Source organism: Kitasatospora sp. NPDC059088, assembly GCF_042738155.1.
Lineage (GTDB): Bacteria > Actinomycetota > Actinomycetes > Streptomycetales > Streptomycetaceae > Kitasatospora.
The window spans coordinates 1-25,311 of record NZ_JBHYGR010000139.1 but is presented as its reverse complement, the minus strand read 5'-3'; the positions used below and the strand labels follow the sequence as shown (position 1 = coordinate 25,311).

The 25,311-nt window shown below is 75.1% G+C and carries 24 protein-coding genes; 16 read left to right on the top strand and 8 right to left on the bottom strand.

Annotated elements, in window-relative coordinates; all coding sequences use genetic code 11:
• The first annotated feature begins 359 nt into the window (after positions 1-359).
• On the top strand, positions 360-947 hold the full coding sequence (locus ACFWXO_RS38130) for a TerD family protein (RefSeq protein WP_375886802.1): 588 nt from the start codon (positions 360-362) through the stop codon (positions 945-947).
• A gap of 22 nt (positions 948-969) precedes the next feature.
• On the opposite strand, the gene ACFWXO_RS38125 is transcribed toward ACFWXO_RS38130, so the two are convergent.
• Together ACFWXO_RS38125 and ACFWXO_RS38120 are read right to left on the bottom strand one after the other, a co-directional pair.
• Positions 970-2,622, bottom strand: coding sequence for an ABC transporter permease (locus ACFWXO_RS38125; protein ID WP_380530003.1), 1,653 nt, complete (start codon positions 2,620-2,622; stop codon positions 970-972).
• Positions 2,619-3,545: an ABC transporter ATP-binding protein gene (locus tag ACFWXO_RS38120; RefSeq protein WP_380530001.1), complete on the bottom strand. Its 927-nt coding sequence runs from the start codon at positions 3,543-3,545 to the stop codon at positions 2,619-2,621. Before ACFWXO_RS38120 ends, ACFWXO_RS38125 begins: the two co-directional genes overlap by 4 nt.
• Positions 3,546-3,641: 96 nt before the next feature.
• Here ACFWXO_RS38120 and ACFWXO_RS38115 point away from each other — a divergent pair, with 96 nt between their 5' ends.
• Positions 3,642-4,187, top strand: a complete 546-nt coding sequence (locus ACFWXO_RS38115; RefSeq protein ID WP_375886811.1) for a GbsR/MarR family transcriptional regulator — start codon at positions 3,642-3,644, stop codon at positions 4,185-4,187.
• 108 nt (positions 4,188-4,295) lie between these two features.
• On the opposite strand, the gene ACFWXO_RS38110 is transcribed toward ACFWXO_RS38115, so the two are convergent.
• The gene (locus ACFWXO_RS38110; RefSeq protein ID WP_380529998.1) at positions 4,296-5,804 is read right to left on the bottom strand and encodes a hypothetical protein; all 1,509 of its coding nucleotides are present in this window, start codon (positions 5,802-5,804) and stop codon (positions 4,296-4,298) included.
• A 468-nt stretch (positions 5,805-6,272) separates the two neighbouring features.
• Here ACFWXO_RS38110 and ACFWXO_RS38105 point away from each other — a divergent pair, with 468 nt between their 5' ends.
• Together ACFWXO_RS38105 and ACFWXO_RS38100 are read left to right on the top strand one after the other, a co-directional pair.
• Positions 6,273-6,686, top strand: coding sequence for a hypothetical protein (locus ACFWXO_RS38105; RefSeq protein WP_375886815.1), 414 nt, complete (start codon positions 6,273-6,275; stop codon positions 6,684-6,686).
• 18 nt (positions 6,687-6,704) lie between these two features.
• Entirely contained in the window at positions 6,705-7,037 is a 333-nt protein-coding gene (locus tag ACFWXO_RS38100; protein ID WP_380529996.1) for a hypothetical protein, read from the top strand.
• Between the two features lie 69 nt (positions 7,038-7,106).
• Here ACFWXO_RS38100 and ACFWXO_RS38095 read toward each other — a convergent pair whose 3' ends face one another.
• The 3 genes from ACFWXO_RS38095 to ACFWXO_RS38085 all read right to left on the bottom strand — a co-directional run bounded on the left by ACFWXO_RS38095 (position 7,107) and on the right by ACFWXO_RS38085 (position 10,489).
• The gene (locus ACFWXO_RS38095) at positions 7,107-8,642 is read right to left on the bottom strand and encodes an alpha/beta hydrolase (protein WP_380529994.1); all 1,536 of its coding nucleotides are present in this window, start codon (positions 8,640-8,642) and stop codon (positions 7,107-7,109) included.
• Between the two features lie 185 nt (positions 8,643-8,827).
• Entirely contained in the window at positions 8,828-9,466 is a 639-nt protein-coding gene (locus tag ACFWXO_RS38090) for an NAD(P)-dependent oxidoreductase (RefSeq protein WP_380529993.1), read from the bottom strand.
• Between the two features lie 93 nt (positions 9,467-9,559).
• Positions 9,560-10,489 carry an EamA family transporter gene (locus ACFWXO_RS38085; RefSeq protein ID WP_380529991.1) on the bottom strand — a complete coding sequence of 310 codons (930 nt, stop codon included), beginning with the start codon at positions 10,487-10,489 and terminating at the stop codon, positions 9,560-9,562.
• A 111-nt stretch (positions 10,490-10,600) separates the two neighbouring features.
• Between ACFWXO_RS38085 and ACFWXO_RS38080 the strand changes: the two genes are divergently transcribed.
• The 3 genes from ACFWXO_RS38080 (at position 10,601) to ACFWXO_RS38070 (ending at position 11,874) form a co-directional block, all read left to right on the top strand.
• Entirely contained in the window at positions 10,601-11,101 is a 501-nt protein-coding gene (locus tag ACFWXO_RS38080; protein WP_380529989.1) for a MarR family winged helix-turn-helix transcriptional regulator, read from the top strand.
• A gap of 75 nt (positions 11,102-11,176) precedes the next feature.
• Entirely contained in the window at positions 11,177-11,428 is a 252-nt protein-coding gene (locus ACFWXO_RS38075; protein ID WP_380529987.1) for a hypothetical protein, read from the top strand.
• Positions 11,429-11,520: 92 nt separating this feature from the next.
• Complete coding sequence (locus ACFWXO_RS38070) at positions 11,521-11,874, top strand: hypothetical protein (RefSeq protein ID WP_380529985.1); 354 nt, start codon at positions 11,521-11,523, stop codon at positions 11,872-11,874.
• An 18-nt stretch (positions 11,875-11,892) separates the two neighbouring features.
• Here the strand turns inward: ACFWXO_RS38070 and ACFWXO_RS38065 are convergent, their stop codons facing one another.
• The gene (locus ACFWXO_RS38065; protein WP_380529983.1) at positions 11,893-12,726 is read right to left on the bottom strand and encodes a methyltransferase domain-containing protein; all 834 of its coding nucleotides are present in this window, start codon (positions 12,724-12,726) and stop codon (positions 11,893-11,895) included.
• A 28-nt stretch (positions 12,727-12,754) separates the two neighbouring features.
• On the opposite strand from ACFWXO_RS38065, the gene ACFWXO_RS38060 reads away from it, so the two are divergent.
• The 6 genes from ACFWXO_RS38060 (at position 12,755) to ACFWXO_RS38035 (ending at position 18,061) form a co-directional block, all read left to right on the top strand.
• A complete protein-coding gene (locus ACFWXO_RS38060) occupies positions 12,755-14,323 on the top strand; it encodes a PLP-dependent aminotransferase family protein (protein WP_380529981.1) in 1,569 nt (522 codons plus the stop codon).
• Between the two features lie 65 nt (positions 14,324-14,388).
• Entirely contained in the window at positions 14,389-15,147 is a 759-nt protein-coding gene (locus ACFWXO_RS38055) for a GNAT family N-acetyltransferase (protein ID WP_380530005.1), read from the top strand.
• Between the two features lie 113 nt (positions 15,148-15,260).
• On the top strand, positions 15,261-16,433 hold the full coding sequence (locus ACFWXO_RS38050) for a glycoside hydrolase family 3 N-terminal domain-containing protein (RefSeq protein ID WP_380529979.1): 1,173 nt from the start codon (positions 15,261-15,263) through the stop codon (positions 16,431-16,433).
• 359 nt (positions 16,434-16,792) lie between these two features.
• Positions 16,793-17,275, top strand: coding sequence for a hypothetical protein (locus ACFWXO_RS38045; RefSeq protein ID WP_380529977.1), 483 nt, complete (start codon positions 16,793-16,795; stop codon positions 17,273-17,275).
• A gap of 220 nt (positions 17,276-17,495) precedes the next feature.
• Entirely contained in the window at positions 17,496-17,840 is a 345-nt protein-coding gene (locus ACFWXO_RS38040; RefSeq protein WP_375886846.1) for an ArsR/SmtB family transcription factor, read from the top strand.
• A gap of 71 nt (positions 17,841-17,911) precedes the next feature.
• A complete protein-coding gene (locus tag ACFWXO_RS38035) occupies positions 17,912-18,061 on the top strand; it encodes a DUF6126 family protein (RefSeq protein WP_380529975.1) in 150 nt (49 codons plus the stop codon).
• Between the two features lie 64 nt (positions 18,062-18,125).
• Here the strand turns inward: ACFWXO_RS38035 and ACFWXO_RS38030 are convergent, their stop codons facing one another.
• Positions 18,126-20,651 carry a cytochrome P450 gene (locus tag ACFWXO_RS38030; protein ID WP_380529973.1) on the bottom strand — a complete coding sequence of 842 codons (2,526 nt, stop codon included), beginning with the start codon at positions 20,649-20,651 and terminating at the stop codon, positions 18,126-18,128.
• A 475-nt stretch (positions 20,652-21,126) separates the two neighbouring features.
• Between ACFWXO_RS38030 and ACFWXO_RS38025 the strand changes: the two genes are divergently transcribed.
• The 3 genes from ACFWXO_RS38025 (at position 21,127) to ACFWXO_RS38015 (ending at position 25,120) form a co-directional block, all read left to right on the top strand.
• Positions 21,127-21,891, top strand: a complete 765-nt coding sequence (locus ACFWXO_RS38025; RefSeq protein WP_380529971.1) for a sigma 54 modulation/S30EA ribosomal C-terminal domain-containing protein — start codon at positions 21,127-21,129, stop codon at positions 21,889-21,891.
• 109 nt (positions 21,892-22,000) lie between these two features.
• The gene (locus ACFWXO_RS38020) at positions 22,001-22,450 is read left to right on the top strand and encodes a hypothetical protein (RefSeq protein WP_375886857.1); all 450 of its coding nucleotides are present in this window, start codon (positions 22,001-22,003) and stop codon (positions 22,448-22,450) included.
• 447 nt (positions 22,451-22,897) lie between these two features.
• Complete coding sequence (locus ACFWXO_RS38015) at positions 22,898-25,120, top strand: RICIN domain-containing protein (protein WP_380529969.1); 2,223 nt, start codon at positions 22,898-22,900, stop codon at positions 25,118-25,120.
• Positions 25,121-25,311 lie beyond the last annotated feature (191 nt).

The following is a 25,311-nucleotide window of genomic DNA, read 5'->3' as shown; positions in this document are numbered from 1 at the left end:
GGCCGGCCCGGGGCTGCCGGGGGCGGCCGAGGCGGGCGGTGGTGGCGGCGGTGGCCGCGGGCGGTGTTCCGTCGTGCTGTTCGGGCATGGTGGTCCCCCAGCGTGGGTCGGAGCGGCTCCGAGGCGACCCTAGACCGTGCGCCGCCCGTCGGGCCGGTCCCCTGTCATGGCTACGCCAGTCGTCGGACGGGTGGATCCGCCGGTGCGCGGAGCACCGCCGCGAGCGGGGCCGGTGGGGCTGGTGGGTGGGAGCGCCGCCGCCTGGGTAGGGGACCTGGACGGACGCCGTCCGATGATCATAGTTTCTCTGTGTGCGATAGGTTCACGGCACGGACGGCGGCGGGAACGAGGAGGGCACGATGGCCGTTTCGCTGGCCAAGGGGCAGAAGATCAGCCTGGAGAAGCCGGGCGGTGGGCAGCTGAGCGTGGTCCGGATGGGCCTGGGCTGGCGGGCGGTGCAGCGCAAGGGCTTCCTGGCCAAACTGCTGTCCGCCGGGCAGGAGATCGACCTGGACGCCTCGGCGGTGCTCTTCGCCCACGGCAAGCCGCTGGACGTGGTCTTCTTCCAGCACCTCACCAGCAACGACGGCTCCGTCCGGCACAGCGGGGACAACCTGGTCGGCGGCTCGGGCGACGCGACCGACGACGAGTCGATCACCGTCGACCTGACCAAGGTGTCCGCCGAGGTCGACCAGATCCTCTTCACCGTGAACTCCTTCACCGGGCAGACCTTCCAGGAGGTCGAGGCCGCCTTCTGCCGCCTGGTCGACGAGACCACCGGCGTCGAGCTGGCCCGCTACACCCTCACCGGCGGCGGCCCCTACACCGCCCAGATCATGGCCAAGGTGCAGCGCACACCGGGCGGTTGGCAGATGGCCGCGATCGGCCAGCCCGCCAGCGGGCGCACCTTCCAGGACCTCATGCCGGAGCTGGTCAAGCACCTGTGACCCGGGCCCGGGCTCCGGCGCCTCAGTCGAGGTCGCGGCGCCGGAACCCGGCCAGGGCCAGCGCGATCAGCGCGGCCGCGACCAGGGTCAGCACGATCGGCGGCGCCCAGTCCATCCGGGCCGCCGGGAGCCGGGGCACCCGGCCGAACGGGGACAACCCGTCCAGCCCCCGGGGCAGTTGCAGCAACGGGCCCAGGTAGCCGATCACGAACGCGTACGCCGGGACGGCCCAGGCCAGCGCCGTGGCCCGGGGCAGCCAACCGTGGACGGCGGCCGCGAAGCCCACCGTCACCCACAGCGCGGGCACGAAAACCAGCGCCGCACCCAGCAGCCGCAGGAACACGGCACCGTCGCCGGTCGACAGCGCCCCGGCCAGGCCGAAACCCGTGCCCGCCGCCACCATCACCACGACGGAGCCCAGCAGCGCCGCCGCCAGGTGCCCGCCCAGCCAGCCGGAGCGCGACACCCCCGCGGCCAGCACGGGCACCACCCGCCCGGCGCTCTCCTCGGCGCGCGCACGCTGCGCCGCCAGCACCGCGTAGACGCCGCCGACCACCGCGACGACCAGCATCGTCAGCGCCGCGAAGGAGTCGGCGAGGGAGTGGCCGCCCAGCCGGGCCAGCGCCTCCTTGATCCGGTCGACGTCCCGGAGCATCGAGTCGGCCTCGCCGAGCAGCGAGCCGTACATCGCGCCGAGCAGCAGCAGGGCCGCCGCGAAGCCGCCGATCAGCCCGCGGTGCAGCCGCAGCGCCAGGCCGAACGGGGTGCCCAGGAAGGCGCTGCCGGTGGCCGGGCCGGGGCGGGCCGCGCGCAGCCCGGCGCCGAAGTCGCGGCGGGTGCTCAGCGCGAACCCCGCCACGGCCGTGCCGGCGGCCAGCGCCAGTGCGGGCAGCAGCGGCCACCAGCGGTCCTCGACGAAGGGGTAGCCGCGCTGGAGCCAGCCGATCGGGGAGGCCCAGGAGAGGCCGGTCCGGCCGGTGTCCCCGGCGGCGCGCAGCGCGTAGGCGGCGCCGAGTACGGCGAGGGCGAGCCCGGAGGCCGTCCGGGCGTGCGCGGAGACCTGCGCGGTGACGGCGGCGACGGCCCCGAACAGCAGCCCGCCGACGGCCGTGGCGGCGCCGTAGAGCAGCGCGCCGCCGGCGCCCAGTCCGGGGATGCCGAGGGCGGGCAGGCCCAGGGCGAGCAGCAGGCCGAGGGCGAGGTCGGCGACCGCGGCGGCGGCCAGCGCGGCGGCGAGCTGGGCGTGCCGGCCGACGGCGGCCGAGCGGACCAGCTCGGCGCGGCCGCCCTCCTCCTCGGCCCGGGTGTGCCGGATGACGGTCAGCACGTTCAGCAGACCGGCGAGGACGATCAGCAGGCCCAGCAGCCGGTGGCCGAGCATCGCGCCCCAGGTGTAGTCGGCCAGGTAGCGGGCCGGGCCGGTCATGGCGAGCACGGCGGGACTGGCCGAGGCGTGCGCGATCGAGGCCCGGTCGGCGGCGGTCGGGTAGACGGAGTGGACGCTGTCGGCGGTGGCCAGGGTGAGCAGCCCGAGGCCGAGCACCCAGGCGCCCAGCCGTACCCGGTCGCGGCGCAGCGCGAAGCGCAGCAGGGTGGCGGCGCCGGCCAGGGCGGCGGGCCCGCCGGGGCGGACCGGGGCGGTGCGCCGGGCGGTGGGGGCGGTGGTGGCGGTCATCGGACGGCCTCGGGGTCGGGGTGGTGCCCGTTGGCGGCCAGCTCGTCGCCGTAGTGGCGCAGCATGAGCTCCTCCAGGGTGGGCGGGTGGCTGACCAGGGTGCGCAGTCCGGCCTCGCTCAGCATCCGTACCGCGGCGTCGAGCCGGGTGCCGTCCACGGCGAAGCGGACCCGGCGCCCCTCGGTGCGCAGGGCGTGCACCCCGGGCAGCGCGTCCAGTCCGGTGACGGGCCGGTCGGTCTCCGCCTCCACGGTGGTGCGGGTGAGGTGGCGCAGTTCGGACAGGGTGCCGCTCTGCACCACCCGGCCCCGGCGGATGATGCTGACCCGGTCGCCCAGCTTCTCCACCTCGTCCAGGACGTGGCTGGAGAGCAGGACGGTGCGGCCCTGGTCCTTGGCCTGCCGGACGACGTCCTGGAAGACCACCTCCATCAGCGGGTCCAGGCCGGAGGTCGGCTCGTCCAGCAGCAGGAGCTCGGCGTCGGAGGCGAGTGCGGCGACGATGGCGACCTTCTGCCGGTTGCCCTTGGAGTAGCTGCGGCCCTTCTTGGTCGGGTCGAGGTCGAAGCGCTCGACCAGTTCGTCCCGGCGGCGGGGGTCGGGCCGGCCGCGCAGTCGGCAGAGCAGGTCGATCGCCTCGCCGCCGGTGAGGTTGGGCCACAGCTCGACGTCCCCGGGGACGTAGGCGAGGCGGCGGTGCAACTCGACGGCGTCGCGCCACGGGTCCTTGCCGAGCAGTCGGGCGCTGCCGCCGTCGGCGCGCAGCAGGCCGAGCAGGACGCGGAGGGTGGTGGACTTCCCGGCGCCGTTGGGGCCGAGGAAGCCGTGGACCTCGCCGGTCTCGACGGTGAGGTCGAGGCCGTCCAGCGCGGTGGTCCGGCCGAAGGTCTTGCGCAGGCCGGACAGGATGATGGCCTTGGTCATGCTTTCGAAGCTACCGTAGTTTCAGAAAAACGTGAATATTGGGAAGGCGTTAAAGTTCGGTCAGTGGGCGGATGATCTCCGGGAAAGGGGAGAGCGGTGGAACGGGAACCGGAGCGGAGTGCGGAGCAGGGCGTGGAGCAGGGGGCGGCGCCGGTGCCGGGCAGGTGGCACGAGTACCAGGCCGTGGCCGACTTCGTGGAGCGGTTCGCGGCCGAGCTGGTGGTCGCCGGCATGGGTCGGATGCCCGCCCGGATCTTCTCCTGCCTGATGGCCGAGGAGAGCGGTGTACTGACCTCCGCCGAGCTCTCCGAGCGGCTGCAGATCAGCCCGGCGGCCGTCTCCGGCGGGATGCGCTACCTGATCCAGGTCGGTCTGGTCGCCAAGGAGCGCGAGCCGGGCTCCCGCCGCGACCGCTACCGGGTGCTCAACGACGTCTGGTTCGAGTCGCTGACCCGGCGCGACGAACTGCTGCTGCGCTGGATCGGGGTGTTGAAGGAGGGGGAGGTGACCGTCGGCAGGGGCACGGTCGCGGGGGAGCGGCTCGCGGAGAGCGCGGCCTTCTTCGAGTTCATGATCGACGAGCTGCACGGGATGCTCGGCCGCTGGCGCGTGCACCGGGCGGCGCGGCACCTGGAGCTGTAGGAGCTCGGCCCCGACGGCGTTCGCGTCCCGGAGGTGCGGACGGGGGCAGTCCGGCCGGTCGGGCCGTTCTGCCGCCGTCGGCGGTTGGGTGCGGTGCGTGCGCGGGTGCTACTTCTTCGCGCTCGCCGCGGGGGAGGGCGAGAGCGAGGCGCTCGGCGTGCCGGTCGGCGTGCCGGTCGGCGCGGCGGAGGTGGTGGCGCTGGGGGTCGCGGTGGCGCTCGGGCTGCCGCTGGGGGTGGGCGTCGCGCAGTTCGGGGCGGTGGACGGAGCGGCCGACGGGGTGCCGGTGGGGGTGGACGTCGGGCCGGCGGTGGGCGAGGGCGAACCGCTCGGCGTGGCCGTTCCGGTGGGCGTCGCGGTCGCGGTCGGGCTCGGGCAGGACGTCGGCGTGCCGGTCGGGGTGCCGGACGGCGTGGCCGTCGGGGAGGCGCTGCCGGTCGGCGTGGTGCTCGGAGTCGTCGTCGGCGTGCCGCTCGGGGTGGCCGTCGGGCTGGCGGAGGGCGAGGGCGAACCGCTCGGCGTCGGCGTGCCGGTGGGCTGCGCGGACGGCGTCGGAGTCGGCGTCACCGGAGGCACCGTCGGCTGGCCGCCCGGCGTCGGGCCGGTGCCGGTGCCGCCGGTCGGGGTGGTGCCCGGGGTGCCGGTGCTGCCGGACGGCCGGAGGAAGGGCGAGGGCGTCGAGCCGGGCAGGGTCGGGACGCCCGGGCGGTCCGCGACCGTGGTCACCTGGCCGCTGCCGAAGTGCGCCATCCAGTTGCGGACGGTGCGCAGGTACTCGGTGGAGTTGTTGTAGCTGAGGATCGCCCGGTCCAGCTGGGCCGGGTCGGAGAGGTCCCGGCCGCCCGCGCACAGGTAGCGCCCGGCGGCCTCGGCCGCGTCGAAGATGTTGTTCGGGTCGGCCGTGCCCTTGCCGGTGGTGTCCACGCCCCAGGAGGCCCAGGTGGAGGGGATGAACTGCATCGGGCCGACCGCGCGGTCCCAACGGGAGTCGCCGTCGTAGCGGCCGCCGTCGGTGTCGGGTATCGCGGCGAAGCCGTTGCCGTCCAGCACCGGGCCGAGGATCGGGGTGAGCGTGGTGCCGGCGGCGTCCACCTTGCCGCCGTTCGCCTGGCCGGACTCGACCTGGCCGATCGCCGCCAGCAGCTGCCAGGGCAGGTGGCAGCCCGGCGAACGCTGCGCCAGTGAGGCCTCGGCCTTCTGGTACGCGGCGAAGACGGTGGCGGGCAGTGAGGGCCCGTTGGCGGTGAACGGGCCGGCCGCGGGCAGACCGGGCTGGGTGCCGGGCGGCTGCGGCAGCTGGACGGCGCTGCCGCCGTCGGCCGCGGTGCCCGGGACTCCGGCGGCCGGACCGCCGAAGGGGGTGGTGGAGCCGCTCGCGGACTGCGCGGTGGCGTCCTGTGCCTGCCCGGTGTCGGCGGCGGCGGCCGGGGCGAGCCCGAGGCCCGACACCTGAGAGCCGGTCAGCGCGGCCAGCGCGGCGAACGCGGCCGCCGTGCCGGTGACCCGCTTGCCGATCCGTACCTTCCGCCCGCCCTTGGCACTGCCGATCCTCGCCGCCATCTGCTGCCCCTCCCCGTCGCCGTCCGGACCCTCCCGGAACGGTTGAGCCTTCGTCATCGTGCCCGCCCGCCGAATCGGCGGCGCCCGCCGCCGCAACGATTAGTATCACGACGATCTGACAGGTCCAGGATGGACGGGAGGCGGCCGCGAACCCGACGACGGGTGAACGCGGCGTCCCGGCCGAGGCCCGGTCGGCCCGGAGTCGTCGCGTGGCGCCCGCTCCGCGCTCCATCTCCGCTGCCAGTAAAGGGAGTTGGCCGTGGGGCCAACGCCGGGCGGCCGGGCGCCCCGGCGGTCGGACGGGCGGTTCGAAGCGCGGGGGTGGTGCGTGGGCGTCGTTTCGGGCTCCCCGGCGGCGCCCGTCGCGAACCCCGCTGACCTGGCCCGATGCCCGCCCCCGTGGGCGGCCTTCCCTAGCAGGACGGACGGTCGGGCGCCAGGGGGCATCCCCAACTCGGCCCTGGACGGATGACGTTCAGGTGAAAGTGGGCATGCCAGGAATCCCGGTCCGGCATGCTGTGCCGCGTGACCATGTGGATGGAGGCCGAAGCCGTGAGCGCGAACCTGCCGGAGACCGTCGCCGAGGGGGCGGTGGTCCTGCCGGCACCCCCTCGGGTGGTGGACGACCTGGCCCGTGACCTGACCCAGGCCGCCGCCGCCGTCCGGGCGGTGTCGCGCAGCGGCCGCACCACCGGCGGGGACGTCGCGGTCGCCGCCTACACCGCCGTGGTGTGCACCGGGCGTTCGGCAGCGCGCGCCCTGGAGGAGGCCGCCGCCTGGTGCCGGCAGGCCCCGGAGGCCGAGGTGCACTCGCTCGCCTGGGCGCGGGTGCCCGGGCACCGGCACGACGTCTTCGAGTACCGGGTCACCATGGCCGTCAGCTTCCCCGACGACGAGACCGGGGAGCACCTCGGGGACACCCACCACTCCCACCGGTGAGGCCGTATGATCACCTGCATGGGTGATCGGGGTACGAACGGGACGGCCGGAGCGGCGGCGGACGACACCGCCAACGGGACTGCGGTGGAGGCCACTTCGGAGGCCGGCGTGCACGGCGACGACGGCCCGCGCGAACTCTCGCGGGTCGCCGCCGTCGGTGCCACCGTGCTGGCGATCGTCTGCGGCTGCGCGGCGATGCTGGCCGGGCTCCACTGGTTGGGCTGGACCGTCCCGGGCATCGGCTGGATCGTCGCCAAGGCCGGGATCAAGCTGTCGGTGGGCGGCTTCCTCGTCCTGGCCGTGGCCGCCGAGCACCTGCGCGGCAAGCTCCGGCCGAAGTCCCGCTCCTGACCGGCCCGCTCCTGACAGTCCCGCTCCTGACCGGCCCGGCCGGGCCGGTCGGCCGCGGTGCCCCGGGGCTCAACCGGCCTGCGGTGCCGGGCAGGTGAGGTCGTGATCGGGCGCGCGGCCGTCCAGCAGGTAGCGCTCGACGGTGTCCGTGACGCACGGGTCGGAGCCCGGGTACTGGCCGTGGTTGCCGTTGCTGGTGACCGTCACCAGCCGGGAGCCGCGCAGCGCCCGGTGCGCGCCGAGCGCCGCCTCGTAGTACGTCGCCGGGTCGTGCAGCGAGTTGAGCATCAGCACCGGCGGCAGGTGGGCGCCGGTGACCTTGACCTCGGGCGCCGGGGCGGTCGGCCAGAGCGCGCAGACCGAGCTGAACGCGAGCGTGCGGGCACCGATCAGCGGGTAGCGCGCGGTGTTCTCCGCGCCGCGCTCGATCCAGGTGTCCAGGTCCTTCGTCCACGGGGTGTCGCCGCACGTCACCGAGAAGTACTCGGCGAGGAACTCCGGGCTGAGGTACTGGCCGAACAGCCGGCGGGCGGTCTCCTTGGCGGCCGGATCGGCCTGCTGCCAGTCGTCCAGCGCGGTCAGTCCGCTCGCCAGCAGGGGGAAGGCCTTCTCGCTGTAGATCGCGTTGATCGTGCCGTTGTCCAGCTGGTTGGGGCCGAGCGTCAACGACCCGTCGGTGATCGGCGCGTCGTGCAGGGCGGCGCGCCGCTGCTCCCAGTGGGCTCCGACCTCCGCCGGGGTCGAGCCCCAGTGGTAGGTGGCGTCCCGGGCGGCCATCCAGGGCAGGAAGTCCTCCTCGAAGCGGCGCTGGAAGCTCATCGGCTGGCCCAGTTCGTACTGCTCCCAGGTGCCGTCGAAGCCGATGTTGCTGTCCAGCACCATCCGCTCGACCCGATGCGGGAAGAGCGTCCCGTAGTAGGCGCCGATCATGGTGGCGTAGGAGGCGCCGTAGTAGCTGATCTTCTTCTCGCCGAGCAGCGAGCGGTACAGGTCCATGTCGCGGGCGGTCTGCTCGGTGGTCAGGTAGGGCAGCAGGTCGCCGCTGTTCTTCTCGCAACCCTCCACCAGCTTGCGGGAGTTGGCGATGACCCGGTCGACCGCCTCCGGGGACCGGTCGCGGTAGTCCCCGGCCAGGAACTCCTGGAACTCCTCCGGGGTCTGGCACGCGACGTGGGTGCTGCGGCCGACGCCGCGCTGGTCGAAGCTGACGATGTCGTACGCGGCGGCCACCGCGGGGGCGCCCTGGGCGAGGTCCATCGGGCGCAGCAGGCCCTGCCCGCCCGGGCCGCCGGCCGTCTCCATCAGCGCGCCCTTGCGGTGGGCCTGGTCGGTGGCGCGGTGCCGGGAGACGGCGATGCTCAGGTCGTCGCCTGCGCCGGGGTGGTGCCAGTCGCGCGGGACGGCCATGGTGGCGCACTCCAGGGCCGGTTGGCCCGCGCAGGGCTGCCAGTCGAGCGCCTGCCGGGCGTAGCGGGCGGGGACGCGGTCGGCGTCCCCCGGGTTGCGGCCGGAGTCGGCGTTCGCGGTGGCGGGCAGGGCGAGGCCGGCGAGGAGCGCGGCGGCGAGGGCGGCGGCGCGGCGGCCGTGGGATGCGGTGGTGTTCACGGGAACGATCATGTCCCGCCGGACGGCTGACGCACGATGAGGCAGGAGACCGCCTTCGGGGTGGTGCTGGATACACCCCCGGGCGGGGGTATCCAGCACCACGGCCCGGCGGGGGGCGTTTCAGCAGCGGTTCCGGCGGGTGGTTCCGGCGGGTGGTTCGGGCGGGTGCGGTTCCGGAGGGCGGCTCAGTAAGCGGCGGTGAACCGGGCACGTCGGTGCACGGGCCGCTCCGCCTCGTCCAGCAGCGCGACGGCGAGGTCCTCCATGGAGATCGCCGAGTTGCCGTCGGCGTCGACCAGCAGCTCGTCCCGGCCGAGCCGGAACCGGCCGGTGCGCACCCCGGGTTCGAGCAGGGCGGCCGGGCTCAGGTACGTCCAGTCGACCTCCCCGTCCGCGCGGTAGAGCTCCAGCTGCTCGCCGCAGGCCAGGGCGATCGGCCGGATCTCCGCGGGGAAGCCGGGCGACTCCACCAGGATCGTGCCGTCGGTGCCCGGCACGGTCAGGCTGCCGGCCCCGCCGACGGCGAGCAGGCGCACGCCGGTCCCGGCGAGGCCGGCCAGCAGACCCCGGGTGGTGGCCGCCAGCTCGTGCTCACGGCCGGGCGCCGGGCGGGTGGCGGTGACCGCCAGGTCCTGGCCGGCGACGATCCGGGCGACGTCGGCGGGCTCGCCGGCATCGCCGACGGCGAGCGTGACGGTGGCCGGCAGGCCGTGCGGCTTGGCGGGGTCGCGGACGACGGCCGTCACCTCGTGGCCGCGGGCGAGCGCCTCGGTCACGACCCGTCGGCCGACGTTGCCGGTGGCGCCGAACACGGTGATGCGCATGAAGGTCTCTCCTCGGTTCCTCTGAACGGGACTGGGACGGGGCAGGGGTGGTGTGTCGTGCGGTGTGCGGTGTGCGGTGTGCGAGGTGCCGGGTCAGGCGTTCTCGCGCACCGGGTCCGGCCGGAGGTCCGGTCCCGGGCCCGGTCCGGTGGACGGTGGGGCGGCCCGGTGGGGCCGCTGGGTCTGGGCGACGATCAGCGAGCCGAGGACGACCAGCGCGCCGAGCGCCTGCAGCGGGCTCAGGTCCTGTCCGAGCACCAGCCAGCCGGCCAGGGTGGCGACCACCGGGCTGAGCAGGGAGAGGAAGGACAGCGAGGTCGGCGGCAGCGAGCGCAGCCCGCGGAACCAGACGGCGTAGGTGAGGGCCGCGCCGATCAGGCAGAGGTAGGCGTAGCCGAGCAGGTTGTCGGCGGTGTAGTGGGTGGGCGGGGCGCCCTCGCTCAGCAGGGTGGCCGGCACCAGCAGCAGGCCGCCGGCGGTGAGTTGCCAGCCGGTGGTGGCGAGCAGCGGTGCGGGGGAGACCCAGCGCTTGGAGAACACGACGCCGAAGGCCATCACCACCGCGCCGCCGAGCGCGGCGGCCACCCCGGCCGCGTCCAGCCGGGCGCCGGCGCGCAGCACCAGCAGGCTGACGCCCGCCACCCCGGCGATGCCGGAGAGCACGGTGCGCAGGGTGAGCCGGTCGCCGAGCAGGGCGGCCGAGAGTCCGGCGGTGACCAGGGGCTGGACGGCGCCGACGGTGGCGGCGATCCCGCCCGGGAGGCGGTAGGCGGCGATGAACAGCAGGGCCTGGAAGGCGCCGATATTGAGGGCGCCGAGGACGAGGGCGCGCCACCACCAGTCGCCCTTGGGTAGGGTGCGGGTGAGGGCGATCAGCAGCAGTCCGGCGGGCAGGCAGCGGATGACGGCGGCGAGGAGCGGTCGGTGGGGCGGGAGCAGTTCGGTGGTGACGAGGTAGGTCGTCCCCCAGACCGCGGGTGCGAGGGCCGTCGTCAGCAGGACGGCGAGGCGATTGCTTAGCACTAAGCCAATGTATCTCAGCGCTAAGGCATTTTTCGGCGGATCCCACCGGTGATGTGGCTCACAGTTACCTCATCGCTAAGGAATCCGACGGGCATCGCTTACCCTGAACCCGTGGCAGATCATCTCGACCGCGTCGTCGCGCAATGGGGCGCCGAGCGCCCCGACCTGGACGTCTCCCCGATGGAGGTGTTCGGCCGGCTCAAGCGCCTCTACCGCCTCGTCGACGCCGAACTCAACCGCACCTTCGCCGAACACGGCCTGGACGCGCCCTCGTTCGACGTCCTCGCCACCCTCAAGCGCAGCGGCCCGCCCTACCGCCTCACCCCCACCGGCCTGATGCAGTCCGCCATGGTCACCTCCGGTGCCATCACCCAGCGCCTCGACCGCCTGGAAGCCCGCGGTCTGGTCACCCGGACCCGCAGCGACCAGGACCGCCGCAGCCGCGACGTCGAACTCACCCCCGAGGGCCACGCCCTGATCGACCGCGCCCTCCCCGACCACATCGCCACCGAGCACCGCATGCTCGCCGACCTCGACGAGGCCCGCAGGGCCGCGCTCGTCGACGCCATGCGCGCACTGCTCGCCGACCTCGGGGACGACCCGGCCGGCTGACCCGCGGGTCGGCCGGAGGTTCGACCGGCCGTTAATCGATTGCCGGGGCGGGCCGCCCCGCCTTGGATGGCGGCCATGGACCACCCCCTCTGGACCGCACTCCCCGCCGACGTCCGTCGCACGGTCGACGAACACCTCGCCGTACGGCGCCACGTCCACGCGATCAAGGCGATCCGCGACGCGTCGCCGGAGCCCGTGCCCGGCATCCGTGAGTGCGTCGACCTGATCGCCGACCGGATGGCGGAACTCGGTCCTGAGCCCGATCCCTCGGAGAACGGTCCGACCCCGCCGTCCGCCCCGAACGGCTCTCCCCGCCACGGTGGTTGACGCGAACTGGCCGATTTCGGAGTGACGCTCCCGGGAGCTGTTCCGGGACCATTGCACCGAAGGCGAGACATGTCCGGAAGGAGATCGTTCCGATGCGTATGCGCGACGCGGTGCTCGTGCTCGCTTCCGCCGCCCTGACAGCGGCGGTCGGTGCCGGTACGGCCGCTGCCGCCCCGAAGAGTGGGGCGGACGTGAACCTGTGGTCCCCGAAGGGCTTCAAGGCCGGAGTCGAGAAGTCCTGGACGGGTGACGGGCACAAGGGCTACAACGGTCAGTTCGCCTGGTTGACGCGGAGCGGCAGTGTCTGGGTCGAGGTGCGGATCAGCTGGGAGTCCGGCGGCCTGGAGCAGAAGAAGGTCACGTTCGGGAAGCAGTACTCCTACAAGGGCGCCTATGAGGTCTACCTGCGTGCCTGCGACTCCAGCGGCTGTGGCGGCTGGTGGTAGGCGCCGACCCCGTACGCGTCAGGGGTTGACCGCGACCGCCTTGAAGAAGGTGTAGTGCAAGGTCCCGCCCGGTTCGGCCGCCCGGCGCAGGTCGGCGATGCCGCGGTCGAAGGCCTCCGGGGTGGTGAGCCCGGCGGCCAGGGCCTCGGGCCGGACGGCCTCGACCATCGGGACGAAGGTCCGCCGGGTGAAGCCCTCCACCAGGGCCGGGCGGCCGTCGTCGGCGTAGACCGTCCGCGGGCGGACCGTCACGTCCGCGAACCCGGCCGCCGTCAGCAGCGGGTGCAGCCGGCGCCCCACCAGGGCGTCGCCGCCCGCCCCGGCCTGGAGCCGGACCAGGTGGTCGACGGTGCGGCGGGCCGCCGGGGTCTCCGGGTGGAAGAAGGCCGAGCCGTGGTCGCCCTCGATCACCGTGATCGTGCCGCCCGGCCGCAGCACCCGCCGCAGCGCGGCCAGCCCGGCCGTCGGGTCGGGCAGGTGCTCCAGTACGAAGCACAGGAAGACGTGGTCGAACGCGCCGTCCGGGAAGGGCAGTCGGTGGAGGTCGCCGTGGTGCCAGGTGACCTGGGCGGCCGGCGCCGCGGCGGCGATCCGGGCCCGGGCCTGGTCCAGCGACCGCGCGGAGACGTCCGCCGCCGTGAGCAGCACGCCCGGGCTGGTGGCGAGCAGGTGCGCCGTCTGCGCCCCCACCCCGCAGCCCGCCTCCAGCACCCGGCTGCCCGCCGGGTAGGCGGTGCCCGAGTGCAGCAGCTCGGCGAGGGTGTCGGCCTGGTCGCCGAGGCGCTGCGCCTCGGTGTCGGAGTAGCCGTGGACGTACGGGGTGGCGGGGAGCGGGGTCGTCTCGGTGGTCATGGCTCAACCCTCGCGTCAGTATGGACCGGTGAACAGGTCCAAAGCCGCCGCGAACGACAGGTCCAAAGAGGCCGGACCGGCCGGGGAGGTCGGGGAGACCGGTGTCGACTTCCTCCAGCTCGATGCCGCCGAGGCCCCGCCGGGCGGCCTCACCGACTGGCTGGCCGGCCGGTTGCGCGAGGCCGTCGCCGACGGGCTGCTGCCCGCCGGCACCCGACTGCCCGCCAGTCGGGTGCTCGCGGCCGAACTCGGCGTCTCCCGGGGCGTGGTGACCGATGCCTACCGGCGGCTCGCCGAGGCGGGGCAGCTCGCCGGGCGGGGCCGGGGCGGGACGGTCGTGGTCGCGTTGCCGCCGGCCGCGGTTCCCACCGAGGTTCCCAGCGCGGTTTCCGCCGCTGTGCCGGCCCGCCCGGCACCCGCGCTGTTCCGGGACGACCCCGACCCCGAGGTGTTCGACCACCTGCGCGCCACCCCCGCCCGGATCGACCTCACCCCCGGCGTGCCCGACCTCGCCGCGTTCCCCCGCGCCGCCTGGCTGCGGGCCGAACGGGCCGTCCTCGACGGCCTCGCCGCGGCCGACCTCGGCTACGGGGACGTCCGCGGCACCCCCGCCCTGCGGCAGGCCGTCGCCCACTGGCTCGCCCGCAACCGGGGCATCCGCGCCGACCCGGAGGAGGTGCTCGTGGTCGCTGGGACGGCCCAGTCGCTCGCACTGCTCGGCCGGGCCTTCGGCCGGATGGGCATCACCGAGGTCGCGGTCGAGGATCCGGGCTCCCTCGGCGCCCGCCAGCACCTCGCCCACTGGCTCGCCGCCACCCCGCCCGTCCCGGTGGACGCCGAGGGCATCCGGGTCGACGCGCTGCGCGCCACCGGCGCCCCCGCCGTGCTGCTCACCCCCGCCCACCAGTACCCGACCGGTGTCGTCCTCGGCGGCGAGCGGCGCCGTGAACTCCTGCGCTGGGCGGGCGAGGGCGGTCTGGTCGTCGAGGACGACTACGACGCCGAGCACCGTTACGACCGCCCGCCCGTCCCCGCGCTGCGGGCCGAACTGCCCGACCGGGTCTGCTACGCGGGCAGCACCTCCAAACTGCTCGCCCCGGCGCTGCGCACCGGCTGGCTGCTGGTGCCGCCGCCGCTGCGTGCGGCCGTCCTCGACGCCAAGCGCTTCGCGGACCTCGGCAACCCGGTGCTGCCCCAACTGGTGCTCGCCCGACTGATGGAATCCGGTGAACTGGAGCGCCACCTGCGGCTGTTGCGACGCCGCCACCGTCGCCGCCGGGACGCGATGATCGCCGCCGTCCGTACCCACCTCCCCGCCGCGACCGTGCACGGCGCGGCCGCCGGGCTGCACCTGATGCTCACCCTGCCGGAGCAACTCGAATGCAGCGACGTGGAGTTGGCCACCGCGGCGCTCGCCCGCGGCGTCAAGGTCCAGCCCCTGTCCTGGCACGCCCGCCTGCCGTTCCCGCCCGGTCTGGTGCTCGGCTACGCGGCCGGCCCGCCGGGCGACATCGCCGAAGGCATCGCCGTCCTGGGGGAGTTGGTCCGCCGGGCCTCGGCCGGCCGCAATTCGGGTGCCCGCCCGGCTCCTGCGTGATCGAATCGACCACCATGAGGACGACGAAACCCGCTGCACCGGAGCGAGCCGACCTGCTGGCCAGGATGGAGCGGAACCTGGCCGAGCACGCCTGTCACCTGCACCGCCGTACCGCGGGCATGACCGTCGCCGACGCGGACGACCTGACGGTCGCCGACAGCGGCCTCGACGACGACACCTTCAACATCGTCGCCCTGGCCCGCTTCCGCCCGGACACCGCCGACGCGCGGATCGCCGACACCGTCCGGGACCTGGCCGCCAGGGGGCGCCCGTTCTCGTGGTGGGTCGGCCCCGCCTCGACCCTGCCGGACCTGTCCGCCCGCCTGAGCGCCGCCGGCCTGGAGGCGTCCGAGCGGGAGACGGCCATGTGGGCGCTCCTGGACGACGCCCCACCGCCCGAGCGCGTCACCGGGCTCGACATCCGCGCCGTGACCACACCCGAAGGCCTCGCCGACCACGCCTCGGTGGTGGCCGCGAACTGGGACCCGCCGGCCGCCACCGTGCGGCGGTTCTTCACCCGTGCGGCGGAGTCGGCACTCGCCGACGACTGTCCGGCCCGCTACCTGGTCGGCTACGTCGACGACCGGCCGGTCTGCTCGGCCGAGGTCCTCCTGCACGCGGGGGTCGCCGGGATCTACAACATCGCCACCCTGGCCGCCCACCGCCGACGCGGCTACGGCGGCGCCCTCACCCTCGCCGCCCTGGCGACGGCCCGCGCCCACGGGTACCGGATCGCCGTCCTCCAGGCCTCGGCGGAAGGCCGGCCGGTCTACCGCCGTCTGGGCTTCCACGACTGCGGCGAGTTCGTCGAGCACGCCGTCTGAGGCCCACCGCACGCGGCCGGGGGGCCAACGGGGGCCCGGCCCCGGTGCCGGTGGCGGGGGTGGTGGTGTGCGGGCTGCCGTCCGGCGGGTTCCTGGGTACGCTGACGGACCGTATGCCGTTGCTGACCCTGGAGGGACGGATGGCCCCGTTACGGCGGATCGCCCGGTTGACGTCGGTGGTGCTGGTGGTGGCGGCCGTGCTCGGCCCCGTCCCCGCCGGGTCGGTGACGCGCGGGAGAGGGCTCCCCGACGAGAGGAACCCGGCGATGACCGGACGGCACCAGGACGCGCGTCAACTCGCGGGTCGGCGCATCGTGCTCTCCTACCCCGGCCCGACCCCGCCGCCCGGGGTGCTGCGGGCGATCCGGGAGGGCCGGGCGGCCGGGGTCATCCTGTTCGGTGAGAACGTCACCGGTCCGGAGCAACTGGCCGAGGCGGTGGCCGCGTTGAAGCAGGCCGCTGCCGAGGCCCCGGACGCGCGCCCGCTGCTGCTGATGACCGACCAGGAGGGCGGCAAGGTGCGCCGGCTGCCGGGGGCGCCGGAGCTCTCCGCCCGCCGCACCGGGACGGCCCCGGATCCGTTCGCCGCCGCCGTGGACTCCGGCGCCGGCGCCGCCGGAACGCTCGGCGACGCCGGGTTGAACGTCAACCTCGCCCCGGTGCTCGACGTCTACGACACCCCGGGCAACTTCATCGACCGCTACGAGCGCTCCTACGGCCAGGACCCGTCCACGGTGGGCGCGTTGGGCAGCGCCTTCCTCGCCGAGCAGCAGAGCCGGGGCGTGGCGGCCACCGCCAAGCACTTCCCCGGCCTGGGCGCGGCGGCCCGGGACGAGAACACCGACGCCCGCCCCGTCACCCTTCCCGTCCCGCTGGACCGGCTGCGCTCCCGCGACGAGGCCCCGTACCGGGCCGCCATCGCCGCGGGCGTGCAGATGGTGATGGCCTCCTGGGCGGTCTACCCGGCGCTGGACCCGGACCGCCCGGCCGGGCTGTCGCCCACCGTGGTCCAGGGCGAACTCCGTGAGCGCCTGGGCTTCGACGGCGTCACCGTCACCGACGCCCTGGAGGCCGACGCCCTCACGCCGTACGGTCCGACCGGCCCGCGTGCCGTCGCCGCCGCGGCGGCCGGGATGGACCTGATCCTCTGCTCCGCCCGCGACCCCCAGCAGGGCGAGGACGCCACCACCGCCCTGGCGGCCGCCCTGGACTCCGGCGGCCTCGACCGCGCGGCCTTCACGGAGGCCGTCGCCCGGGTGGACGCGCTGCGGGAGGACCTCGGCTGACAGCGGCCCGCGGCCCGCGGCCCGCGGCCCGCGGCCAGGGCGGCCAGGGCGGCCAGGGCAGCAGGGCAGCCGACCGGGCGGCCCCGCTGCTCGGTCCGGCCGCCGGGCCAACGGTTCATCCTGGGTTCACCAGGCCGACGCCCGGCGAGGTGCGGGGGTTCGCCGTGCCGAATGGGAACACGCCATCGTAGGCGTGCTTTCGGTCGGAGGCATGGGTTCGAAGGGGAAGTGGCACTTGGGGGTTTGAATCGCATGGCAGAGTTGCAGTCAAGGCACGCATGAAATGTCACATGTGCCATGACACACTGCTCGACCCCCGTCCCACGCGTTCATTCCTCACACCCTCCGAAGGAGGAGCCATGAACCGCATCACCCGCGCTACCCGCATCACCCGCATCACCCGGATCGCGGCAGGCGCGGCCGGTGCCGTCGCGCTGCTGGGCGTGCCGCTGCCGGCGGCCGCCGCCGGGCAGGAGTCCGCCACCGTCACCACCTGCGGCCACTCCGGCCTCCAGGCCGGACTGTCCACCAGGGTCTGCGCGGACGTCACCGGTGACGCCGTCGTGCTGTACGGCCTGATCGGGCTGGCCGGCCCGCCCTCGCCGGGAACGCCGTGGCCGCCGGCGCCGCAGGCGCTGGTCACCCGGCTGTCGGCCGATCTGGCCGGCGTCGGCCCGCTCGGTGCGGTGGCCGGGCGCACCGAGTTCAGGGTCAGCACGGTCCGGGTGGACGGGGTCGGTGCCACCGTGCCCTGCGGGTCGGTCGTGCACGCCTCCTTCGCGGTGGAGGGGAGCTTGCGGGGACCGGCCCCGGTCACCGTCGATGTGCCTGTAGGCTGCTGACGGCTCGTCACCCAGACTGCCGGGCCCGGGAGTTGGCAGCGTCCCGGGTCCGGCCCTTCGCCGTCCCGATCCGGCCGTCGATGTGGGAGAGGTCACCTTCCACTGTGACGACTTGAAGAAATCTTCATCTGTGGCGATGATGCCTACCGGCCGTGGCACGGACCCCGCCCGGCCGGGCGACCAGGCCGCCACCGAGCCGGATCGAGGGAGGGAACGGGCCATGCCGGTCCCGCTGTACCAGGCGAAGGCGGAGTTCTTCCGCACCCTCGGCCACCCCGTCCGGATCCGGGTCCTGGAACTGCTCCAGGACGGCCCCCGGCCGGTGCGCGAGCTGCTGGCGGAGATCGGTATCGAGCCGTCCAACCTCTCCCAGCAGCTCGCGGTGCTGCGCCGCACCCAGCTGGTCACGGCCACCCGCGAGGGCAACACGGTGGTGTACGCGCTCAGCACCCCGGACGTCGCCGAGCTGCTCAGCGCGGCGCGGCGGATCCTGACCGAGCTGATCACCGACCAGGGGGCGCTGCTCACCGAGCTGCGCGCCGCCGGTGGCCGGTCGCCCCGCTGAGTCCGCAGCCGGCAGCTTTGCGCCCACCGGCGGGCGACCGTGACCGTGACCGACCTGAGGAGAACAGCCCGATGGGCGACAGCGCCAACAGTGCCGACAGCACCGGCGAGGAGAAGCGCCGCCGCAAGGCGATGCTGATCCGCGCCGGCATCTACATCTTCGCCACCCACCTGTTCGCGGGCTTCGTCCTGCTGCTGTTCACCCTCGGCGACCGCAAGTAGCCGTCCGGCCCGGCTGCGACGCCCGGCTGCGACGCCCGGCTGCGACGCCCGGCCGCGACGCCCGTCAGCGAGCGCGGTCGCCCGGTACCAGGTAGCGGTCGCTGGTGCTGGTCCAGGCCTGGACGCCGGCCACCAACTCCCGGGTGCCGTCCAGGTACCAGCGCCCCGCCGGGTGGCGGCGGCCCAGGTCGCGGCGCAGCCGCTCGTTCTCCCGGTGCAGGGTGCCGACCCGGGTGCGCACCGCGCGCACGGCCCGGCTGCGGGTGCAGCCGCGGACCCGCTGGAGGGTGAGGACGGTGTTGAACGCGGCGGCGCTCTGCCGTTCCTCCCGCTCCAGCGAGTAGAGGTCGTTGATCAGCGTCGCGGCGTCGGCGGTGTTGGCGCGCAGGCGGTGCAGTGCGGGTTCCGCGTGCAGGGCGGCGGGGGCGTCGGCGCCGTGGACCCGTTCCAGTATGTTCATGAACGGGTAGACGCAGCTGCCGTGGCGGCGCAGCCGCATGGTGTCGGCCAGGCCGAGGCCCAGGGCGGGAACGGTGCCGCGGGCGCGGTGTTCGGCCTCGGCGGGGAAGGTGGCCAGGCAGGCGCGCCACTCGCGGGCCGCCCGGGCGCGCCAGTCGGGGGAGGTGGACCGGCGCTGACGGTCCCAGAGCTCCTGCCAGGCGGTGAGGAGCAGGTCGCCCGGTGCCGCGGGGCGGGCGTCGCCGTCGAGGGCGGAGATCAGCGGGTCGACCAGCGCGTGGGCCTCGGCGGGCCGGCGCCCGGGCGGGCCGTCGAAGCGGTCGTCCAGGACGGTGAACCAGCCCAGCATGTCCACCAGCAGGTCCAGGTCGGTGCCCCGGGCGCGGGGGAAGGCGTGGCCGATCAGCTCGTGCAGGGCGTAGGCCCGGTAGTCGGGGAGCTCGGTGGGGGCGAGCAGGCCGTGGCGGACCGCCCAGTCGGCGTGCCGGTCGGCGGCGGCGCGCAGTTCGGCGGGCGGCCGGGGGAGGGGCACGGCGGCGGGCGCGCCGGGGCGGGCCGCGGTGCCGGTGAGCGGACAGCCGGCGGAGTGCGGCCGGTCCGTGCCGGCCCCGGCCGGTGCGAGGCCTGTGGTGCTTGCGGTGACCGCAGCGTCCGCCGCCACGTCCCGCCCTGCCGGGGCGGAGGCGGCGGCGCTCGGTACGGCGGAGCCGCGCGGCACCAGCCGGACCCGCAGGCCGTGGGCCTGGACGGTGGTCCACACCACCTCCCGGGCCCGCGACCCCGGCACCGCCACCGGCCGCCAGCGGCGCAGGATCGCGGCGGCCGCGACGGTCAGCTCGGCCCAGGCGAAGGCCTCGCCGATGCACTTGTGCTTGCCCGCCCCGAAGGGCAGGAAGGACGGCCGCCCGAGCCCGCCGCCGTCCTGCCAGCGCTCGGGCCGGAAGCTCGACGGGTCGTCGTAGCTCAGCGGGTCGCGGTGCAGCGCGGTGAGGCTGTACAGCAGCTCGGTCCCGGCCGGGATCCGGTACGGGCCGAGGTCGACGGGCACCCGGGCGGTGCGCATCAGGAAGGCGTTGGGGGCGTGCAGCCGCACCACCTCCTGGGTGACGCCGCGGGTGTACGTGAGCCGGGCGAGCGCCTCGGGGGTGGGGGTGGTGCCGGCGGGCAGGTGCTCGTCCAGTTCGGCCAGGACCCGGGCCTCCACCTCGGGGTGGCGCAGGAGTTCGTCGAGCAGCCAGGTGAGCGTGGTGGAGACGGTCTCGGTGCCGGCGCCGAACATGGTGATGGCCTCGGAGCGGACGTCGGCCTCGGTGAGCGGACGGCCGGTGGCCGGGTCGGTGGCGGCGCGCAGCAGGGCCGGCAGGGTGCCGCCGCGCTGGTCGGGCCGGGCGCGTCCGGGGCGGCCGTTGACGGCCTGGTCGACCACCCGGTTGAGCACCCGGACGGCGGCGTCGAAGCGCCGGTTGACGGGCAGCGGGAGCCGGGCGAGGGCGGGGTGAGGGTAGAGGGACTGGACGATCTGGCCCTTCACCAGGTCGGGCAGCGCCCGGTGGAAGGCGAGGGTGGCGTCCTCGCTGAGCCGGGCGTCGAACAGCGAGCGGGTGACGATCTCCAGCGCGAGGTGGTTCATCTCCTTGGCCACGTCGAGGACTTGGCCGGCGCGCCAGCGGCCGGCCCGCTCCTCGGTGACCTGGTGCATCACGGCCAGGTAGCCGGCCGTCCGGTCGGGGGCGAAGGCGGGTTGGATGATCCGGCGGCGGTCGCGGTGCGCCTGTCCCTCGGACATCAGCAGGCCGTCGCCGAAGGCGGTCCTGAGGGTGTCCTGGACGGCGCCGCGCGGGCAGTCGTGGGCGAGGGCGACGAGCAGGGTGTGGACCAGCCGGGCGTCGGTCACCACGCAGACGGTGCGGGGCCCGAGCCGGATCCGGACCACGCCGCCGTGGCGGGCCAGCGAACCGAGGAAGCCGAGCGGGTCGCGCAGCAGGGCGGCCGCGTGGCCGAGGCCGGGCAGGGCGCCGGGGGCGAGCGGCGGGACGGCGGCTCGGGTGGCGGGTGCGGGGGGTGGCGTGGTTCTCGGGGGGACGATCCGTTTCCGTGTCTCTGCCAGCAGGGCGTTGGTCGGCAGGGTCATGACACTTCCTCTCACCAGAGGGGCCGGTGCGGGCGGTACCGGAGGAAGGCACCGGCCGGCCGGCCGGGTGGCGGGGGCCGACGAGCGCGGAACCCGCGTGCGCCAGGGGCGGAGGGCGCACGCCATGGGAAACGCGCCGGTGCGACGGGCGTTGCGCCGAACGCGCCCGGATCACTCCAACGGACGATCATCGTGTCGGCGCTGCGCCCGTCCGTCCGTCAGGCCTGCCGCCCGGCCCCCGGGGCGGCCCTCGGCCCGGTCCGTCATCCGGCCCTCGCCCGGCCCTTGCCCGGTCCTTCGTCCGACCCTCGGCCCGGTCCTCCGCCCGGCGTCGAAGCGGCCCGCTTCCGTCGCCCTGACCTGCGTCGATGCCGTCCACGCGGCGGCCCGTACCGGGCCCCGGCGGGAGGGTCTTTGGACCCTCGCCGCACGGTCGCGGGGACGCCAGCATGGTGGGTGGAGAAGGAGGAACCTGATGACCCGTCTGCGCCACCGGCCCGCCCTCGACGTCCGGGTGGAGATCCGCGGCGAGCTGCCGCGCGAGGACGCCGAGTACGCCCGGAGCCGGGCGCAGGACACCGCGGTGCTCCTGGGCCCCGACGTCCACGGACTGCGGCTGCGGCTCACCCGGGCCCGCGACCGCATGCTCACCCGGCCCGCGCTCGCCCAGGCCGACGTCGAGCTGGACGGCACCGGCCCGGTCCGGGTCCAGCTGGCCACCGGCACCGCCCGGGAGGCCGTCGACCTGGTGCTCGGCACCCTGGCCGGCCGGGTGGCCCGGCTGCGCGAACTGGGCGACATCGGTCTGGCCGCCGTGCACGAGAGCGCCTACCGGCCGCAGTGGGCCGACCGGCCGCTCGCCCGGCGGCGGATCGCCCGGCACAAGGCGGTCGTGCCCGCCCGCCGCACCCAGGCGCAGGCGGCCCGCGAACTGCTGCTCCTGGACCGGCGGTTCCACCTGTTCCTGGACGCCGACACCGGACGGGACGGCCTGGTCCACCGCTGCCCGCTGAGCGGCGCGGTCGAGCCCTGGCCCGCCGGCGGCGACGCGCTGCCGGTGCTCGACCTCGCCGAGGCGGCCCGCCGGCTCTGGCTCACCGGGCGCCCGTTCGTCTGCCACACCGGCCCCGAGGACGGCCGCGCCCGGGTGCTCTACCGCCGCTACGACGGGCACTACGGCCTGATAACGCCGGTAGCGGAGGGCGGTCGCGGGGCAGGAATGCCCTCGGCGCGCGATTGATCCGCGAGGTTCGGCCGCCCGCCGGGCCGGACCGCCCGTCGGACCGCACCTCCCGCCGGGCTCCACCACCCTCCAGACGCCACCAACTCCACGACAGGGGAACGGGACCATGGACTGCGATGACGAGGTCATGCTGACCGTCCGGATCACCGCCGCCGAGCGGGCGCTGCTGCGGGACCTCGCGCGCGGCCACGGCGGCGACGTCTCCGGTGTCGCGGTCGACGGGCTCCTGGAGGTCATCCCCTCGCTGCACGACGACGGTTCGGTGCTGCCGCTGCTGCGGGTCCTGGCCCGGCCCGCGCCCTGTGCGGTCACCCTCTGGCTGCCCGCGCCGGTCGCGGACCTGCTGCCGTTGCTCGGCGAGCGGCTGGTGCGCACCGGCGGCCCGTCGGCGGGCCCGGCCAGTGCCGCGCTCTCCGCCGCGCTGCGGGTGTGGCTCGCTGGGGACCGGGCCGTGCTCGCCGCCGGGCTGGCCCGGTTGCACGGCGGTTGCGGTGCGGTGGGGGTGGCGAGCGGACCGGCGGTCGGTGGTCCGGCCCGGGTCGGGGTCGCGGCCTGAGGGCCGGGGTGAGGGCCGGGGTGAGGGCCGGGGTGAGGGCCGGCCCGGGGTCTGTAGTGAGTCAAGTGACGGATCGTCATACCCCGTATGGCGATGGCATGTCCGGGGCGGAAACTTCCCCGTTCGGGGCGCTGGCCAGCTCCCGGCGGGAGGTCTAGCATTCGACACGGCCCGCCGGGGCGCAGACCCCGAGGGTTCCGGCCGGGTGGCCGCCACCACCCCGTGCCGGGGAGCGCGTACCCCCCGAGTGCGCTCCCCGGCACTTCGCCGCCCGGGCCGCCGGGCCCCGCCTGCCGTTCCCCGTCCGCTCGGCCTCGCCTCGAACGGGCCGGGGACTTTCGCAAGAGGTTTCTGTTATTCCCCGCCGTCCCACCGGCTCTCCCTCGTGTCGGAAGGTTCGGACCCCTCACCACAGGGTCCGGGCCGTCGCACGAGGAAAGGAACGCGATGGGACACCGGAGCAGCGAACTCCGCCGGCGCAGGCGCCGCAGGTTCACCCGCAGGAGCGCCCTGGTCGCCGTGGCGGTCGCGGCCGGACTGGTCGCGGGCACCCTGGGCCTGCGCACCGCGCTGGAGCCCGGGGCGATGCGCAGTACCGTCACGGCGGCGGACGCGCCGCTCGACGCGGTCGCGGACGACGGTGGCCCGGGCGAGACGGGCACCGCCGAGGGCGCCACCAGGGCGCCCGCCCCGAAGCGGGACGAGAAGGCCGCCCCGCCCAAGGCGATACCCAAGGACCAGCCCGACCGCGGCCTGGTCTACGCGGGGTTGACCCTGCCGACCAGTGACCGCTGCGGCAACATGCTGGAGGTCACCGGCAGCGCCCAGTGCAGCCACGGCCCGGACGCGCCGCCCAAGGACGTGGACATCCGCAAGGACGTTCCGCCGGTCGCCGCCCAGGCCGCCCGGGTACCCGCGCTCACTCCGCCCGCCGGCGCCCAACCGCCCTCCACGGCCGATCTGTTGAAGGGCGGCGCGCCCGTCCTCGACGCCACCCAGAAGGCGCTGCTCGGCGAGGCCGGCCAGGGCTCCGCAGCGCAGGACGCCGCCCCGCCCGCGGCCGCCCCGGCCGCCGGAGCGGGCCTGGTCTGCGAGGGTGACGGCAGCAGCGGCAACCGCGTCCAGGTGGTGTACGTGCACACCCCCGGCAACGACCGGTTCGCCCAGTACCTGTCCTCCTTCAAGAAGTGGGCCGCGGACGTCGACGTCATCTACGACGCCAGCGCCGCCGAGACCGGCGGCGTGCGGCACGTCCGCTTCGTCACCGAACCCGACTGCACCGCCTCGGTGTTGAACGTGCAGATCTCCGACTCCGAGATCCAGGACTTCAACGCGAGCAACCGCGCCCTGGCCGCGCAGGGGTTCAACCGCAAGGACCGCAAGTACATGATGTTCACCGACGCCAAGGTGTACTGCGGGATCGGCACCTTCGCCGGTGACGAGCGCCCGGGCCAGGACAACCTCAGCAACTTCGGCCCCTCGTACGGCCGGACCGACTCCGGCTGCTGGAGCGGAACCACCGCCGCGCACGAACTCGGCCACAACCTGGGCGCGGTGAACAACAGCGCGCCCAACTCCAGCAAGGCCGGTCACTGCACGGACGAGTGGGACATCATGTGCTACTCGGACGCCCCGTACTACCCGCAGATGCGGATCGCCTGCCCGGACCGCGCGCATGACGACCGGCTCGACTGCAACCACGACGACTACTACAACACCTCGCCGGCACCCGGTAGTTACCTGGCCACGCACTGGAACGTCGCGAACAACCGCTTCCTCATCGCGGGCAACGGCGGCGGGACCGGGCCGAACCCCACGCCGACCCCGACCGCCACCGGGCCGACCCCGACCCCGACCGGCACGGGTCCGACCCCCACGGGCACGCCCACCCGCACGCCCTCGCCGTCCCCGACGCCGACCGGCGGCCCCACCGCCACGCCCACCGGCTCCCCGTCGCCGACCAGGACCCCGGCCCCGGGTGGCGCCGGTCCCGATGTGACGACCGGTCAGATCACCCAGAACTCGGTCGTGCTGAGCTGGAACCCCGTTCCCGCCGCCGCCGGGTACGACGTCCAGCTGAACGGCCGGACCATCGGCACCGTCCGCTCGACCGTGGTCGGCGTGGTCCGGTTGGCTCCCGGGACCGGCTACACCGTGGCCGTCGCCGTCCGCGACGCCGCCGGAACGGTCGGCAAGCCCGGCCGCGCGGCGAACTTCCGCACCCTCGCCGACACCGGCCGCCCGCAGCCCGGCACCCACTACAGCATGGTCAACGGCCTCACCGGCCAGGCCGCCGACCTGTGGGGCAGCTCGATGAACGACGGCACCGTGGCGATCGGCTACCAGCGCACCGGCTACGCCAACCAGAAGTGGCAGTTCGAGGACGCCGGCAACGGTGCGCTGCGGATCAAGTCCACGCGCTCGGGCAAGTGCCTGCAGCTCGGCGGCACCCCGGTGGCCGGGCAGTACGTGGCGCAGCAGCCGTGCTCCGACACCGCTGAGCAGAAGTGGCAACTCAACGCGGCCGAGGGCGGGTTCACCCTCACCGCCGACGGGACCGGCCTGGTTCTCGGGCTCAGCGACCGTTGGTACTACGGTGGTTGGCTGCTGGAGTTGCAGCAGCCGAACGGCCGGCCGTACCAGAACTGGTCGCTGCTGAAGACCTCGTAGCCCGGTACGACCGCACGATCCCGCACCACCCCGTACTACCCGTACGGCCCCGTACGATCTCGCACGGCCCGTACGATCCCGCACAGCGGGGGGGGGGGGGGGGGGCCCCCCCGCCGGGGGGCGGCCCGCCCCCCCCCCCCCCCCCCCCCCCCCCCCCCCCCCCCCCCCCCCCCCCCCCCCCCCCCCCCCCA

Coding starts and splice junctions, on each gene's coding strand:
- ACFWXO_RS38090 (WP_380529993.1), bottom strand. CDS start 9,466: ATGCGCATCACCGTGTTCGGCGCCACCGGCAACGTCGGCCGACGGGTC.
- ACFWXO_RS38015 (WP_380529969.1), top strand. CDS start 22,898: ATGGGACACCGGAGCAGCGAACTCCGCCGGCGCAGGCGCCGCAGGTTC.
- ACFWXO_RS38065 (WP_380529983.1), bottom strand. CDS start 12,726: ATGACCACCGAGACGACCCCGCTCCCCGCCACCCCGTACGTCCACGGC.
- ACFWXO_RS38110 (WP_380529998.1), bottom strand. CDS start 5,804: ATGACGAAGGCTCAACCGTTCCGGGAGGGTCCGGACGGCGACGGGGAG.
- ACFWXO_RS38075 (WP_380529987.1), top strand. CDS start 11,177: ATGGACCACCCCCTCTGGACCGCACTCCCCGCCGACGTCCGTCGCACG.
- ACFWXO_RS38030 (WP_380529973.1), bottom strand. CDS start 20,651: ATGACCCTGCCGACCAACGCCCTGCTGGCAGAGACACGGAAACGGATC.
- ACFWXO_RS38120 (WP_380530001.1), bottom strand. CDS start 3,545: ATGACCAAGGCCATCATCCTGTCCGGCCTGCGCAAGACCTTCGGCCGG.
- ACFWXO_RS38070 (WP_380529985.1), top strand. CDS start 11,521: ATGCGTATGCGCGACGCGGTGCTCGTGCTCGCTTCCGCCGCCCTGACA.
- ACFWXO_RS38100 (WP_380529996.1), top strand. CDS start 6,705: ATGGGTGATCGGGGTACGAACGGGACGGCCGGAGCGGCGGCGGACGAC.
- ACFWXO_RS38035 (WP_380529975.1), top strand. CDS start 17,912: ATGGGCGACAGCGCCAACAGTGCCGACAGCACCGGCGAGGAGAAGCGC.
- ACFWXO_RS38045 (WP_380529977.1), top strand. CDS start 16,793: ATGAACCGCATCACCCGCGCTACCCGCATCACCCGCATCACCCGGATC.
- ACFWXO_RS38050 (WP_380529979.1), top strand. CDS start 15,261: ATGCCGTTGCTGACCCTGGAGGGACGGATGGCCCCGTTACGGCGGATC.
- ACFWXO_RS38020 (WP_375886857.1), top strand. CDS start 22,001: ATGGACTGCGATGACGAGGTCATGCTGACCGTCCGGATCACCGCCGCC.
- ACFWXO_RS38040 (WP_375886846.1), top strand. CDS start 17,496: ATGCCGGTCCCGCTGTACCAGGCGAAGGCGGAGTTCTTCCGCACCCTC.
- ACFWXO_RS38025 (WP_380529971.1), top strand. CDS start 21,127: ATGACCCGTCTGCGCCACCGGCCCGCCCTCGACGTCCGGGTGGAGATC.
- ACFWXO_RS38125 (WP_380530003.1), bottom strand. CDS start 2,622: ATGACCGCCACCACCGCCCCCACCGCCCGGCGCACCGCCCCGGTCCGC.
- ACFWXO_RS38130 (WP_375886802.1), top strand. CDS start 360: ATGGCCGTTTCGCTGGCCAAGGGGCAGAAGATCAGCCTGGAGAAGCCG.
- ACFWXO_RS38055 (WP_380530005.1), top strand. CDS start 14,389: ATGGAGCGGAACCTGGCCGAGCACGCCTGTCACCTGCACCGCCGTACC.